This is a genomic window from Nonomuraea sp. NPDC050547 (assembly GCF_044457345.1).
GTDB lineage: Bacteria > Actinomycetota > Actinomycetes > Streptosporangiales > Streptosporangiaceae > Nonomuraea.
In genome coordinates this window covers 1-12877 of sequence record NZ_JBITGW010000041.1, presented here as the reverse complement: position 1 = coordinate 12877, position 12877 = coordinate 1, and the positions used below count along the sequence as shown (strand labels likewise).

The following is a 12877-nucleotide window of genomic DNA, read 5'->3' as shown; positions in this document are numbered from 1 at the left end:
GTGAGGTGGATCATGGTGGGTTGCTGTGAGGGTTGGGTCTTGGGTGTGTACGGCCTTGCAGTGTGTGCGGTAAGAGGCGTTTCCGGGCTGTGGGAGGTTCGCGCGTGAGCGCGACTGTTACCCGGGACTGGGTGCGGGATTGCGTTTTTGGGTGCGCTTTCCACGCGGGTTAGTGGCGGCCACTGTTACCCCAGGGCGGTGTTTTACGCCGTTCGCGCCGCGAATTCATCTCGCGGCGCGAACGCGGAACGACGGGAAACTGTCGCCGCCGCGGCGTACCGTCGAGCTAAGAACGGTCCCCCGCTCGTTCCCCCTGGCCTTGGAGACGCGCATGAGCACGCTCCCGCACGGCAATTTCTCCCCCATTCCCCTGGCGCCGCCGCCCTCGGATTCCCTGGCGCGGGCGGGTGCGTCCGCCACCGCGCAATATCGCGCCGAATTGGCGCGTGACCGCCCCCGCCGGCTGGCCGTGCGCGCCGCCCTCGCGGCCGCGCCCGGCGCGCTGGTGGGCTGGGCGCTGGACTGGCGGGTGGGGGTGGGTCTGGCGCTGCTGGTCGCCGCGGGCCTGGCCCTCCGCTACCACCGCTGGTCTGAGGCGGCCTCCTGGCGCAAGGGCGCGCGTGGTGAGCGCGCCACGGCCCGCCTGCTGGCGGAGCTGGTCGACGGCGGGCACGTGGTGCTCCACGATCGCGCCATCGGCGGCTCGCACGCCAACCTCGACCACCTCGTCATCGGCCCCTCGGGGGTGTGGGTGGTCGACTCGAAAGCCTGGCACCGCCGCACCCGCGTGCACGGCCTCAACCGCACGCTCTACATCGGCCGCCGGCCCGCTTCCCGTCTGCTTCGCGGGCTGGCCTTCGAGCGAAAGGCCGTCGAGCGGGCCCTGGCCCGCACGGTGCCCGCCGACGCGGTGCGCGCGGTGGTAGCCGTGCACGGCCCGCGCCTTCCCGGCCTTGCTCGTCCGCTGCTCGTCGAGAACGTGATGCTGCTTCGCGCCCGGCACGTACCGCGCGCGGTCCGCTCGGCGCCGCCCACGCTCACTCCCGGCGAGGTGGTCGCGGCCGCCCACACCCTGGCCGCCGTCTTCCCGCCGTACCTTCCCTGACCCGCCGCCGACCGCCACCTCCCGGCCCGGCCGGTCGAGCTGCTCGGCGAAACGGCGCACGTGCTCGGCGCTCGCTCGGCCTCACATCAGGCGCGGCGCGCCGCCCACTCCGGCCGCTTGGGCGGCGAGGATGGCCGCCTCCACATCGCTCCCGGCCCGGCGGGCCGCGCCGATGGCGTGAGCCACAGCGCGGGCGCGGCCGCCGGCTCCGCGAACGTCGGCCAGCGGGCCCTCAGCACGAGCACGGCGCGCGGTGTATTCGGCGTTGTTGATGTATCGCTCCACCAGCCGCCAGTGCCGCGGGTTCTGACACGCCGCCTCATCACAGGCATGCGCCACCACCAGGTCCTCCCCGGCCCGCGCGGCGATCAGCCCGTGGTGCAGCTGCCAGCCGTACACGTGCGCGGTCACCACTCGGCTGGTGCCTTCGGGTTTGCTGCCCGCGCGTAGTTTGCCGTGTCCGCTGTCGCTGATCGCTCCCCACCACGGCCAGCACGCATCATCACCGCGCCGACACACCTTCGCCCGATAGCGCTGCCTGGTGGGGGCGTGCTCCACCAGGACCTGCCATGTCTCGCTCGGCACGGCCGGTGCCACGCGCCCCGCGGCCGCCACCAAGCCCAAACCCAGCTCGTGCTGGTGCCACCGCTGGGCGGCATCGACGGCGGGGTCCTCGCCCATCGCCAGCTGCTCCCACACCTCGCCGCCCATCGCCTTGGCTTCCTCCTCGGGGGGTGTCAGCAGCGCGGCCCGTCCTCACAGCCGCACTCCTGCTCGTCCTGGTTTTCGGTGCTCCAGCCGCACACCACGCACCATCTGATGGGGTTGTACTCGCCTTGCATCGCCCTCTCGTCCTCCTCGTTGTCCTGGTCGGCCTTCTGGGAGGTGGTCTCGATGTCGAGCTCGCCGTCGCCGTAGTAGACGGCCTTCACCCCGTGCTCGTCGACCTCGGTGTAGGGCTCCAGCTCGTCAGCGTCGCCCACTGCTGCCTCCTTCGGGCGTGCGGGCGCTGGCCGTGATCTCGGCGATCTTGGCTCGGGCAGCGTCCAATTCGCTCTGCACCCGCTCGGCCCGCTCGGTCAACGCCGCGCGCTCGCTGCGCTCCTGGTCGACCTGCTGCTCGGCGCGCACAGCCCGACCGGTGATCGCCTCGACCTGCGCGGCGTGGGCGTCGGCGAGCTCCTGGCGACGGGTCTCGGCGTCGGTGCGCACGCGTTCCACCTCGGCCCGCACCCGCTCCAGTTCGCCTCGGGAGTCCTCGGCCTGCTGCTCGGCTCGCGTCGCGCGCTGCCGGGCGTCGGCCACCTGCTCGGCCGCTTCGGCGCGCACCCGTTCCAGTTCGGCGCGCGCGGTGTCCCGGTCCCGCTCGGCCTGCGCCACCGCGGCCGCGCTCGTCGCCGTGACGCGCTCGACCTCGGCCGCCGCCCCGTCCTGAGCGGCCTGCACCTGGGCGGCCGCGCGCTGCTCGACGGCGGCCACCTGCTCGTCCCGCTCCTCTCGGGCGACCTGCACCTCGCGGGCGGCGGCTTCCTGGACGGTCCGTGTCTCGGCCTCCAGCTCGACCCGGAGCCGCGCGAGCTCGTCGACGGCCTGCTCGGCGCGGGCCTCGGCCTCGGCCGCCTGCTGTAGGGCCTCCTCCGCGACGGCGTCGGCCTGGGCGCGTTCGGCCGCGGCCTGCCGTACCGACCCGGCCGCCACCCGCTCGGACTGCTCGGCCTTGACCGCGCGGGCCTCGGCGGCCGCCACGGCCTCGGCCGCGCTGGCATGCGCGGCGGTCACCTCGGCCTCGGCCGCCTCCGGGTCGCCGGCGGTCCGCAGCTCCGACAGCGCACGCTCCACGGTGCCACTGAACTGGGTGAGCAGCCCTTCGAGGTTACGCGCGAGCTCGGCACCGCGGGCCTGGCTCATGCTCACCGGCCGGTCGAAGTCCTCGTGCGCCTGCTCGGCCGCCTCGCCCCGCGCCGCCCGCTCCAGCCGCTTGCGCTCGCGAAAGGCAGTCAGCGCGGTGTGCCCCGGGTCCTCGCAGTACTCCGGCGGACGGCCCGGCCCGGTGCTGGCCTCGCGCTCGTCCTGACACCCGGGGAAACGGCACAGCGTCCGCTCGACGTCGTTCTCGGTCATCATCGGTCCCATCCCACTCGCCCGGTGCCCTCGCAGTGGGCACACATCCTGTTGCCGTCCGCGTGCGCATTGCTGCACGTCGCCGTCTCGTCCATGACCAGCCTCAACAGCCACGACAGCTGACCGGGTTGCACGGCAACCACGTGACGAGGCCCGTCGTGGAGCTGCACGATCAGCGATGCCACCGCCGGCCCGTCGTCAGTCGGGTAGGTCTCACACAGTTCCTGCAAGGCCACAGCCAGGCCAGCGGCCGCGGCTTCGATGTCGTCCGCCTCGCGCATCACGCCTCTCCCTCCGAGGTCGAAACCAGGCAGGGGCCCGGATGCCGGGCCCCACTGTCGAGGTCAGGATTCCTTGCGCTGCCAGGCCACCCCAAAGCAGTCCTGCTCGGGCTCGTACTTCCGCAGCGCGTCAACCAGGGCGTTGGCGAAGTCCTGCTCGTCCCCACACGCCTCCCGGTGCGCTTCCAGGTCCACATCAGTCTGTCGAGGCCTCATCGTCTTGTCCCTTCCTTGTCGCGTCGATCTCCGAACACCCTCATTCTATTTCATTCATTTCGTTGATCGCAATGAATCAATGAAATGAAACGAAACGAATTTAACTCACTCGTCGATCTTGGCGGTCGGCTCGGTCACGCCGCGGCGGCGCGCGTGGCGACCAGGCGGGCGCGCGCGGCGCGGTGGTCGGCGCGGCCGCGGTGGTCGCGGGGGTAGGCGTCGCGGTTGGCGTAGCGGGGGGCGCCGGCGAGCACCAGGCGGCGCTGTCCGGGCGCGGTGGGCCGTCGTTTGCCGGTGGTCTTCATCCACTCCAGCTCCTCCAGCCACCAGCGCCATGCCTCGCGCTCGATGGCGTAGCGGCGGTGACGGCGCTCGCGGCGGCCGCTGGACCCGATCTGGCGTGCGGCTCGGTCCAGGCGGCGGTGTAGCCGCTCGCGGGCGGCCGCCGAGCGTGCGCTGGTGCCGGGGCGGGGGTCGAGCTGGTGGCGGGTGAGGACGGTCAGGTGGCGGCGGGTGGCGGCGCGGCTGTAGCCGGTGTGCGCGGCCAGGTCCTTTACTTTGTACAGGTCGTGGCTGTGCACGGCGGCCGCCGTCGCGGCGGCATGTCGTCCCAGGCCGGCGTGCCCAAGTGCCTGGTTGGGGTGGGCGAACGCGTCGTGGGCGCAGATCGATCTGCGGTGCTGCAGCGCCTGGATACGCCGCGCACGCTCGGTGAGGGCAGGTCGGAGGTCTAGGGCGGGGCGCGGGGTCGCTTGTGTCCCATCCCCCCCTGAAATCTCTTGCGTCACAGGGTGACCGGCTGCGTCACCGAGCACTGCGGGCCGGTGTGGAACCCGGCCATGGGCTGCGGGCTGGGCAGGCTGCTCATCGACGACCTGAGGCAGCAGGCGGTAGCCGTGGGCGCGCTGGCCCTCCCCGGCCTGCTCCAGCTTCAGCCAGCCGTCCAGACACAACCGCATGAGCGCGCGCGCGGCGGTGCTCTTGCCCATGCCCGTCTCCAGCGCCAGGCGGCGGCAATCGACCTCCACCAGCGCGCTGACCGCCACCAGCGCCACCTCCATCACATACTCCAGCGCCTTACGGTCGGAGGGGCCCGACTGGCGCGCCCACCGACCGCTCGCCGTCTCGGCCTCGATCGCCTGCTCGACGCTGGCCACCACCTCCACCACCGCCGCCACCCGGCGCACCCACTCCTCCTCCGCGTGGACGTCGTCGCCGGCGGGCTGCTCGCGGCGCAACGTCGAGGCGTAGGCCACCGTCCGATCCCACTGACGCGCCAACACCTCGACCTGCTCGGCGCGGCTGCGCTCGCGTGGCCCACTGGCGCTGTCTTGGCGGCGCAGATGCACCAGCCCCGGCGCCGCCCGATGGGCGGCCACCAGCTCGGCCACCTCCGGCAGGCTCCAGCGCGCCAGCGCCAGCCGTACCAAAATGCGCGCCAGATGCGCGTGCCCCCGCTCCGGCGGGGGGGTGGCGGCCAGCAGCCCCGCCACATCGCACGGCCGCCGCCGCCCGGCCAGACGCGCCCCGCGGGCCGTCGACTCCACCGGCCGCACCCGCTCGGCCTCCACCTGCCCGGCGTCGACCTCCTCGGCCCCCAGCACCACCGCCAGCCGCTCGACGGCCTCGCCGTCGTTGGGCACCGACAGCGCCGCCGCCGCAGCCGCCGCGGTGACGGGCATCCACTCCCACACCGGCACCGAGTAACCCCCCGCCCGATGCGGGGCCCCCGGCGGGCGCACACAGCCCGTGGCCGGGTTGGTCAGCGGGCTCTTGTCCAGCGTCGGCCAGCGCCGCGCCGCGGCGTAGGCAATCTGGCGCACCACCGCCGCGGCGGTCGGCACCACCGGCACCCACACGTGCACCCCGCCGCCCGGCCCGCTCTCACACACCAGATACCGCACGTCGGCCGCGTCCAGCTCGACGAGCAACTCATCGGCGTCGCGCTCGACGGCCTGGCGGCCGAAGCGGCCGGCGTCCAGATCGAAGACGACGAAGACGTACTCAAGGCGGCGGTTGGTCAGATACCAGGCGTACGGCCCGGCCGGTACCTGCTCGCCCAGCTTGGCGGTGCGCCGGTAGGAGTGCGCCCACCCTGTTGGCGTGTACACGTCAAAACGCGCTCTGCCCCGCGGGGCAAGCGCTCGAAGCGCGCCGTACAACGCGCGCGAAAGGTGCTCGGAATCGCCCTCAGTGGGCGGGATCACCGACACGCCCGGTTTTGGGCGTGCTGGATCAGCCGAGCGACGATCAGATACCATCAAGACGTCCTCGGAGACACTGGGCCTCCGGGCAGCACAAAGCCGCCCGACCTCAGCCCAGAGAAATCGGGATGAACTGACCGGTCAGCCAGACCGGCAGGGAAATGGCCTACTCGATACGCGACCTCCTCTCTTTCCAGGTGAGGACGGTTGGTAAGGCCGCCTCCACCTGGAGGGTTTGGTACTCACAGAAATTGATTCCAGCCCGTTGGTAGCGGACTGGTCCTACGGGCCTCACCCACGTGAGGCCGATGCCGCGAGAGACACCCTCGGTTGGCTGCCGAGGGCAGATACCTCTCCCGACGCCGTAGAACGCCCCGGCCGGCTGCCGGGGCCTACGTGTTTATGCAGTCAGTAGCGAGCGGCTCTTGTCCGCCGCCAAGGCCTGCGCGGCCTCAGCCTGGGTAGGCGCCTCGGGGTCGAAGTTGATCAGCAACTCCATGTAGAGCGACAGCGAGATCCCACGCCGCTCGGCGGCCAGGTCGAAGCGCTTGCGCAGCTCCTCGGGAACGCGAGTCTGCAGCGGCACATTGCCACCGCCCCCGTTCCTCCTGACCGATCGTCCTCGTACCGTTGGCATGCCGGAGATCATTGCGCATCGGCGAGGGCTTCTGCATGCACACAGTCGGCGTGTCGCCGAAAAGTTGCCCAGCGCGTGCCTCAGCTCTACTCGTCGCACTCGTGGTGGGCACCGCCTCGGCCGGTACTGGTACCCGGCTTTCCCTCAGCGAGGTGAACCCGCCCAACGCGGCCACCGTGGCGGCCAGGGCACCCATCGTCGGAGCGGCGATGGTCATAGCAATGAGAAAAGCCGCCGGCAGCGATCGACCGGAGCGCAGCGCGAGCCAAACCGCGATCATGCCCACGCCGACGGCCGGAGCAATGATGATCAGCACCACCATGAGCCACAGCGACGTGTCCATTCGGGCCTCCATTTAGGACTGAAATCCCCCCTCACGCACCCGCGCGCGAGGCGCAGGGCAGAGAGCCGTCCTCATCCCATCACCGCAGCTCAGCGCATGTATAGAGGCCGGATCGACCCTGTAAGAAACGAACCGAAACGGACACTTCCGGAACAGTCCCATCCACTCTTTGACGTGTACACGCCAGAAAGGCTTCTTGTCTAAACCTGCCGCAAAGCGAGCCGGAAAGCATCCTTACCATCACGGAAATCCAGCGAAATGCGGCGTTCAAATTGAAAGTCACCGGCCATTCAGGAAAGAATCTTTACTAGGCGTTCTGTACCGTTTCGCCTTGTTCCGGGTTGTTCCGGATCGTGCCGCACGCCTGGATGACCTGCGCTCTCATCGAACCTGCCCGCCAGTGACTTGCACTTGCATTTGATGTGCCTATAGCGCTGCCATCTAACAGACCAGGGCGCCCGGCGCGCGAGCACACCGTCCAACTCGCCTCGTTTGGCAGCTCCACGGCGAGTTGAGGCGTTTCTGGTGAGGCGATAGGGAACACTATGGTTTGAGTAACACCATCGATGCTTGACGGTTGCACTCAATGGAGCGTGCTCCTCCCCCTAGGACGCCCTTTATGAACAAGATCGAAAGTAGCCCGAGACAAGGTTGTCTCGGGCGCCCCGCAGCCGAGCTCTTTTACGCAGAGGTCCAAAGACGCCGCAGAGTTGCTGAGCTGTCTCTCCAGCGCATCAGCGAGGGCCTCAAACGCTCGAATGAAGGGAAGAAGAACCCCGTTCCCCGGTCTCGTCCAAAGATCCACGCGATGCTCACCGGTAAGGAACGAGTCAGCCCGGCCCCGCTGTTGCACTACTGGGCGGTCAACGCGGTCTGGGTCGAGGCCCTGGAAGAGAGCGGCGTCGACAACCCAGTAGAGCGCCTGGGCTCCTTTGATCACCTTGAGCTGCTCCACAAGGCGGCCATGGATGAGTACTGGAGATCGCCCCAGGGGAAGCTGGCTCAGGCCGAACCAGCCGACAAGCTGGAGGATGCCGCTACAGACCGCTTGCCAGTCGGTTTGCTGGATGCCCGCGAGGAGTTGGCCGCGAAGCGGACGTTGGTTGAGCGTCTCCCCTCTCTTGAAGAGACCGTGCCGGCTCCGGCTCTTGCCGCCCCTTCGCCCTCCCCCACCGCGCCAAGGCTCCCTCAACCATCACCGGCCACAGCTCTCCCCGTTCCTGTGCCAAGGGAGGGGACGCCCGACTTCGCATGGCTGCAGCGATTCGGCGGTCCGCCGGGGAAACGTGAGTCGGTCCACTTTCCCCGTGCCGAACTTGACTTCCTTGTTAAGGCCTGCTGGAAGACTCGCGGTAACCCGCCCGCGCCCTCTACATGCGACGGTGACGACGTTTCGTCTCAGTTAGCCGAAGCCACCGAGGAACCAAAAGATTTCCATGCGCCTGCACATATCGACTATGAAAACATCCCGCCCACCGAACAACAATTCCTTGCACCCACATATATCGACCATCCAATAAAACCGGACATGCTTCCGCCAGTTTTGGTCCATTCAAAAATTCAGGACTACTGGTATATAATCGAGGCGCAGGGCCGCCGGCGACCGCGGGCAAGGGATCGCCCTCCGGGCGACTTATCGGACTTATATGCACAAAACTGACGTCGCCGGTAGCCACGCTGACACGTCTGGCGCCTCGCCTCCTATTACTCTTCCTCGGCCAGCGCTGCAGTGAACGGCTCGCCACACAGCCCACACAGCACCGGCCCGTCGTCGACGACGCGGGGGGTGAGCTGGATGCGCCGCGGCGGCTCACACGTGCAGTCCATGGCCAGGCGCTGGCCGGCTCGCCGTTTCTTCGTCGTCGAGGTGCCCTTGCCCGGGGTGGTGGTAGTGCCGTCTTCGGGCTGCTCGTCGCCACCGAGGTCGTTGAGGTCGCCGGGTAGCGGGTCGCCTTCCTGCCCGTCGATGAGGGTCCAGAGGTCGACCAGGTGGGCGAGGGCGGCTTGGTCGAGGGCGGAGATGGTGGAGGCGTAGACAGCGGCGCTGGTCTCGCCCAGAACGCAATCCGACCATCCCCGGCCAGCGGAGGGCTCGGCGGGGCCGGTGAGGCCGAGCTCGACGGCGAGCTCGACGAAGCGTCGGTTGTGGTAGCGGCCGCCGCGGCTGGTGTCTTTGATGCCCTGCACTGCGGCCAGGGCGTGGGTGGCCTCGTGCAGGAGGGTCTCCATCACCCTTCGCCCGCCCTTGGCCAGCAGCTCCCCGGCGATGAACAGCTCGGGGGCGCGGCCGCCGCCGCGCGTCTCGGCCAGCTGCCAGCGCTCGGGCCAGTGGTGGCCCCACCGCTCGCCGCCGCGTTGCGCGCTCGTCCCGGTGATCATCACCACGGCTGGCACCTGGGGGTGGTGCTGCTGGATGTCGGCCCATGCGCTCTCCAGGGCGGTGATGATGTGGGAGCCGTGGTCGGTGACGGTCATGCCGCGGTCTCCTTCGCAAACAGTTGTCGTGTACACGTCAAGACTAGGGCCCGCCGGGGATCTTGTCGATCCTCAACGGGCCCGGTGAACGATGCTGGTCAGAAGGGCGGCTCGTCGGCCGTGTCAGCCGAGGCGGGGCTCTTGCGCTTGGCCAGGCCGCGCACCGATCGGGCCAGCTCCTGGATGACGAGTTCGTGGCCCTCGCGCTTCTCGCCGCCGGCGCTCTCCCACTCGCGGTAGATGAGCTTGCCGGTGACGATGACGCGCGCGCCGCGCTTGAGCTCGGCCTCGGCGATGTCGTCGGCGACGGTACGCCAGGCGGTGCAGTTCAGGTAGACCGTGGCACCGTCCTTCCACTCGCCCGAGGCGGGGTCATGGTGGCGGGGGGTATCGGCCAGGCGCACGCACAGCCGGCTCGTGCCGGACGGGGTGATGGTGTACTCGGCGTCGCGGGTGAGGTTGCCGGAGAAGGTGATCGTGGTCATGACAGGTTTCCTCGCAGGGCAGGTCAGTGGGTGATGGTCTCGCTGCAGTCCAGGCACACCAGCACGCCGGGCTCGATGGTGGGCTCGACGTTGGCCGAGGCGCACTCGGGGCACCACAGGGCATCCATGACAGGGTTCCTCCAGGTCAGGCGGGGATGGATGCGGCGGCCGCCGCGGTGGTGCGGGCCTCGGTCTCGGCGCACACCTTGTGGCACGGGCGGCCGTCGTCGTCGACCAGGAAGGCGGGCTTCCGGCAGATGCGGCAGGGCCGGCGCTCACCGCCTCCCCAGTGGCTGATGCCGTCATCGCCCGACCAGTCGAGCCCGTTGTCGGTGCTCCTGGCCTTGCTTGCGCTGGTGCGGGTACGCCGTCGAGCCATCTCGCGCCCTCGTTCTTCCTGATCGGCAAAGGGTCAGGTGCCGTGATCAGTGGGCAGGCGGCCTGCAGGGTGGCGTTCCCGCCCCCAAAGGGGTTGCCTCGCTGGTTTGGTCTGAGTCCGGCACGCCGCACAGTGAGGGTTGACCTGGGGGTTTGCCCTTCGGGCCTCCCCCATTTCCCCTCCCGGCGACAAAAGACGGAATGGGCCCGCCAGCGAGGAGGCCGGCAAGGGATCAAGCCGAAGATGGTTTGCGCACTCTGCAAACGATCTTCCGGCCCCTTGCCGGGTGACGAGTGGCGGGTACAGTCCGGCGTCGCCGGGAGGGGAAATGGGGGAAGCGTGCCCGCGAAGCGGGCTCCGTTGATGCTCTTCAGCTCTTCGCCTTCTGGTCCTGCGCTGACACCCGGGCGGAAAGGTGACTTTCCACGCCTATCTCCACGAGGCAGGCAATCCGCCGTCCGGGGGTCTACGGTCAGGGCCATGCAGGCCGAAATCCTCGGGGTGTGGCAGGCCGCGTTGTGGGGCCTGGCCGGTGGCGGCGCCGCCGCGCTGGTGTCGTTGTCGGCGGCGGTCAAGGCTGCGGGCTATCGCTGGCCCTGGCGCCGCAGGGGCGGTGCCGGACAGCTTCGCGCCGAGGAGGTACGCGAGCGCTTCTGGGCGCGGCTGTTCGTGCTGGCCACGTCGCTGCTGCTGGGTGCCGGGGTGGCCGCCGCCGCCCACGGACAGATGACCGGGCCCTGGCCAGCCTTTCTGCTGGGGGTGGGCGCCGAGGCCAGCGTGCGCGGCCTTCTGGCCGGGGTTGAGGTGAGCGTTCGCAAACCGGAAGAAGCTGCGGCCCCCGGAGTGCCAGCGGTCGCCGAGGATGCCACAGCAGTCGAGAAGGGGACGGGGTGAACAGAGTGCGGGCACGTCCCGACAGCGTGCTGGGCCAGCTGGCCCGCGCGGCTCAGCCGCGCTGGCCGTGGCTGCGGGTGACCCTCTCGCCCTTCTGGGCCCAGGTCCTTCTCGCCGCTGGTGCCCGGCCCGCCGCCCCGGACACGATGGCCGTTGTCTTTCCCGTGCCACCCGGCCGCGATTCGGGCGATGTCGATGTCAGCGAAACCACGCTGCCCGCTTTCGCTCGTAGCGGCCTCCAGATAGGCCCCGACCAGGACTTACGCAACGCGAAGCTTGCCGGCGCGGGCCTAAGCAACGCGAACCTGCAGCGCGCGGATCTGCGCGGCGCAGAGCTGTACGAAGCGCACCTGTACGGCGCGGATCTGCGCGCCGCGGACCTGAGCGACGCGCACCTGATGGAGGCGATCCTGGTCGAGGCAGACCTGCGTGGCACGCACCTGGAGGGCGCGGACCTCGCCGACGCGCACCTGATCGACGCGCACCTGGAGGGCGCGCACCTGGAGGGCGCGGACCTCACCGGCGCGGACTTAACTCGCGCGTATCTGACCTACGCGGATCTGACCGACGCGCTCATGATCGACGTGGACCTGCGTGGCGCGGACCTCACCGGCGCGGACCTCACCGGCGCGGTCCTGGCCGAAGCGGTGTGGGATGAGGGAACCACCTGGCCGGATGCTGAGTGGGCGGAGCGTCTGCGGGTGGCGTCGGAGCAGCTGCCGGATGGCCGGTGGCGGGTGCGCGCGGAGGGTGTCTCGGAGAGTGCTCCGGTGCTGGTCTGAGGGCGGTTTTCCGGGGGTTGCGGATTGCTTGCGGGAAGGAAAGATTCCCCCAAGTTACCAATCAGTAGAGCGACGCTCTAAAGGGCGATCTCCGTTCACTAGTATCGATGAGTTTTGGCACCACCCCAAGTAGCCGGTCGGCGTCTTCGGCCCGCATCGACGGACCGATCTCCTCACCCTCCCGGCGACCGGGTTACCGTCGTGCTCGTGGACACCTCCTCCGCTACCCCCGCCCCCGAGGACACGCCGCGCAGCGACCGGGCCGCGGCCGAAGAGCTCTACCAGTTCGCCGAGACCACCTACCGTGGGCTCGGCTACGACCACATGAGCGGGGCGGAACTGGCCGCCCTGACTCCGGCCGAGCGGCTGGCCGACGCGCAGTTCACGCTGCTGCAGGCGATCTATCACGAACTCCGCCACGGCCACGACCAGATGACGGCGCAGACCGGAGCGCTGACCGCGCACGCGGCGGCGCTGACCGACCACGCTGACGCCATGCACAGCGCGAGTACCCGCATGCTCGGCCACGCCGACTCCCTCGACCGCTTCCGCGGCTGACCTCCAACGTCCGGCCCGGCGTACGGCTCTCGCCGCCGTGCTCGCGGGCCACGTGGCGTGAGGAAGGCCGCGATCTTGTCGGACAGTTGTCCGTGTCAATAAGCGCAACCCCAGGTCAACAGAGGTGGCCCGGCGCCGAAGACGTCGCCGGCGAGGCCTTCACGTACGCCGTGGTGTAACCCGTCACTCCTGGTCAGACTCACGCAGGTACAAGCGCAAGCGGTGGCTCCGCTATTGACACACGGGACCACGGACTCACCGTGGTCCCGTGGCCTATCGGTGCGTTCCGGCGCCGCCCGCGCGGGCGGCCGCCTCGCCATGCTCGGCGATGAGGGCAACCTCCAGGCAGGCCGGGCAGGCCGTGGACAGCGCGATGTCCCAGGGCATCGGGTCGCCG

The 12877-nt window shown here is 69.8% G+C and carries 15 protein-coding genes; 5 read left to right on the top strand and 10 right to left on the bottom strand.

The genetic code is table 11. The annotated features are described in order from the left end of the window. Positions 1-331: 331 nt before the first annotated feature. A complete protein-coding gene (locus tag ACIBHY_RS53920) occupies positions 332-1105 on the top strand; it encodes a nuclease-related domain-containing protein (protein ID WP_397310978.1) in 774 nt (257 codons plus the stop codon). Positions 1106-1186: 81 nt separating this feature from the next. On the opposite strand, the gene ACIBHY_RS53915 is transcribed toward ACIBHY_RS53920, so the two are convergent. The 7 genes from ACIBHY_RS53915 to ACIBHY_RS53885 form a co-directional block, all read right to left on the bottom strand. Further along, complete coding sequence (locus ACIBHY_RS53915) at positions 1187-1816, bottom strand: hypothetical protein (protein ID WP_397310977.1); 630 nt, start codon at positions 1814-1816, stop codon at positions 1187-1189. A 26-nt stretch (positions 1817-1842) separates the two neighbouring features. After that, positions 1843-2088: a hypothetical protein gene (locus ACIBHY_RS53910; protein WP_397310975.1), complete on the bottom strand. Its 246-nt coding sequence runs from the start codon at positions 2086-2088 to the stop codon at positions 1843-1845. Further along, a complete protein-coding gene (locus tag ACIBHY_RS53905) occupies positions 2075-3229 on the bottom strand; it encodes a hypothetical protein (RefSeq protein WP_397310974.1) in 1155 nt (384 codons plus the stop codon). Before ACIBHY_RS53905 ends, ACIBHY_RS53910 begins: the two co-directional genes overlap by 14 nt. Beyond that, on the bottom strand, positions 3226-3507 hold the full coding sequence (locus tag ACIBHY_RS53900) for a hypothetical protein (protein ID WP_397310973.1): 282 nt from the start codon (positions 3505-3507) through the stop codon (positions 3226-3228). The genes ACIBHY_RS53905 and ACIBHY_RS53900 overlap by 4 nt, the downstream gene beginning before the upstream one ends. 63 nt (positions 3508-3570) lie before the next feature. Next, the gene (locus tag ACIBHY_RS53895; protein WP_397310972.1) at positions 3571-3723 is read right to left on the bottom strand and encodes a hypothetical protein; all 153 of its coding nucleotides are present in this window, start codon (positions 3721-3723) and stop codon (positions 3571-3573) included. Positions 3724-3857: 134 nt separating this feature from the next. After that, positions 3858-5834, bottom strand: coding sequence for a hypothetical protein (locus ACIBHY_RS53890; RefSeq protein ID WP_397310971.1), 1977 nt, complete (start codon positions 5832-5834; stop codon positions 3858-3860). Positions 5835-6327: 493 nt separating this feature from the next. Next, on the bottom strand, positions 6328-6513 hold the full coding sequence (locus ACIBHY_RS53885) for a hypothetical protein (RefSeq protein ID WP_397310970.1): 186 nt from the start codon (positions 6511-6513) through the stop codon (positions 6328-6330). 1013 nt (positions 6514-7526) lie between these two features. Here ACIBHY_RS53885 and ACIBHY_RS53880 point away from each other — a divergent pair. Beyond that, entirely contained in the window at positions 7527-8567 is a 1041-nt protein-coding gene (locus ACIBHY_RS53880; RefSeq protein ID WP_397310968.1) for a hypothetical protein, read from the top strand. 44 nt (positions 8568-8611) lie between these two features. Here ACIBHY_RS53880 and ACIBHY_RS53875 read toward each other — a convergent pair whose 3' ends face one another. The 3 genes from ACIBHY_RS53875 to ACIBHY_RS53865 form a co-directional block, all read right to left on the bottom strand. Continuing rightward, positions 8612-9382 carry a hypothetical protein gene (locus ACIBHY_RS53875; protein WP_397310967.1) on the bottom strand — a complete coding sequence of 257 codons (771 nt, stop codon included), beginning with the start codon at positions 9380-9382 and terminating at the stop codon, positions 8612-8614. A gap of 98 nt (positions 9383-9480) precedes the next feature. After that, positions 9481-9867, bottom strand: coding sequence for a single-stranded DNA-binding protein (ssb, locus tag ACIBHY_RS53870; protein ID WP_397310966.1), 387 nt, complete (start codon positions 9865-9867; stop codon positions 9481-9483). A 145-nt stretch (positions 9868-10012) separates the two neighbouring features. Beyond that, positions 10013-10246, bottom strand: coding sequence for a hypothetical protein (locus ACIBHY_RS53865; protein ID WP_397310965.1), 234 nt, complete (start codon positions 10244-10246; stop codon positions 10013-10015). A gap of 480 nt (positions 10247-10726) precedes the next feature. On the opposite strand from ACIBHY_RS53865, the gene ACIBHY_RS53860 reads away from it, so the two are divergent. The 3 genes from ACIBHY_RS53860 (at position 10727) to ACIBHY_RS53850 (ending at position 12480) form a co-directional block, all read left to right on the top strand. After that, a complete protein-coding gene (locus tag ACIBHY_RS53860; protein ID WP_397310964.1) occupies positions 10727-11140 on the top strand; it encodes a hypothetical protein in 414 nt (137 codons plus the stop codon). Beyond that, positions 11137-11922: a pentapeptide repeat-containing protein gene (locus ACIBHY_RS53855; protein ID WP_397310963.1), complete on the top strand. Its 786-nt coding sequence runs from the start codon at positions 11137-11139 to the stop codon at positions 11920-11922. The genes ACIBHY_RS53860 and ACIBHY_RS53855 overlap by 4 nt, the downstream gene beginning before the upstream one ends. A 207-nt stretch (positions 11923-12129) precedes the next feature. Continuing rightward, on the top strand, positions 12130-12480 hold the full coding sequence (locus ACIBHY_RS53850) for a hypothetical protein (protein ID WP_397310961.1): 351 nt from the start codon (positions 12130-12132) through the stop codon (positions 12478-12480). Positions 12481-12877 lie beyond the last annotated feature (397 nt).

Coding starts and splice junctions, on each gene's coding strand:
- ACIBHY_RS53875 (WP_397310967.1), bottom strand. CDS start 9,382: ATGACCGTCACCGACCACGGCTCCCACATCATCACCGCCCTGGAGAGC.
- ssb (WP_397310966.1), bottom strand. CDS start 9,867: ATGACCACGATCACCTTCTCCGGCAACCTCACCCGCGACGCCGAGTAC.
- ACIBHY_RS53880 (WP_397310968.1), top strand. CDS start 7,527: ATGAACAAGATCGAAAGTAGCCCGAGACAAGGTTGTCTCGGGCGCCCC.
- ACIBHY_RS53895 (WP_397310972.1), bottom strand. CDS start 3,723: ATGAGGCCTCGACAGACTGATGTGGACCTGGAAGCGCACCGGGAGGCG.
- ACIBHY_RS53900 (WP_397310973.1), bottom strand. CDS start 3,507: ATGCGCGAGGCGGACGACATCGAAGCCGCGGCCGCTGGCCTGGCTGTG.
- ACIBHY_RS53860 (WP_397310964.1), top strand. CDS start 10,727: ATGCAGGCCGAAATCCTCGGGGTGTGGCAGGCCGCGTTGTGGGGCCTG.
- ACIBHY_RS53905 (WP_397310974.1), bottom strand. CDS start 3,229: ATGATGACCGAGAACGACGTCGAGCGGACGCTGTGCCGTTTCCCCGGG.
- ACIBHY_RS53865 (WP_397310965.1), bottom strand. CDS start 10,246: ATGGCTCGACGGCGTACCCGCACCAGCGCAAGCAAGGCCAGGAGCACC.
- ACIBHY_RS53920 (WP_397310978.1), top strand. CDS start 332: ATGAGCACGCTCCCGCACGGCAATTTCTCCCCCATTCCCCTGGCGCCG.
- ACIBHY_RS53915 (WP_397310977.1), bottom strand. CDS start 1,816: ATGGGCGGCGAGGTGTGGGAGCAGCTGGCGATGGGCGAGGACCCCGCC.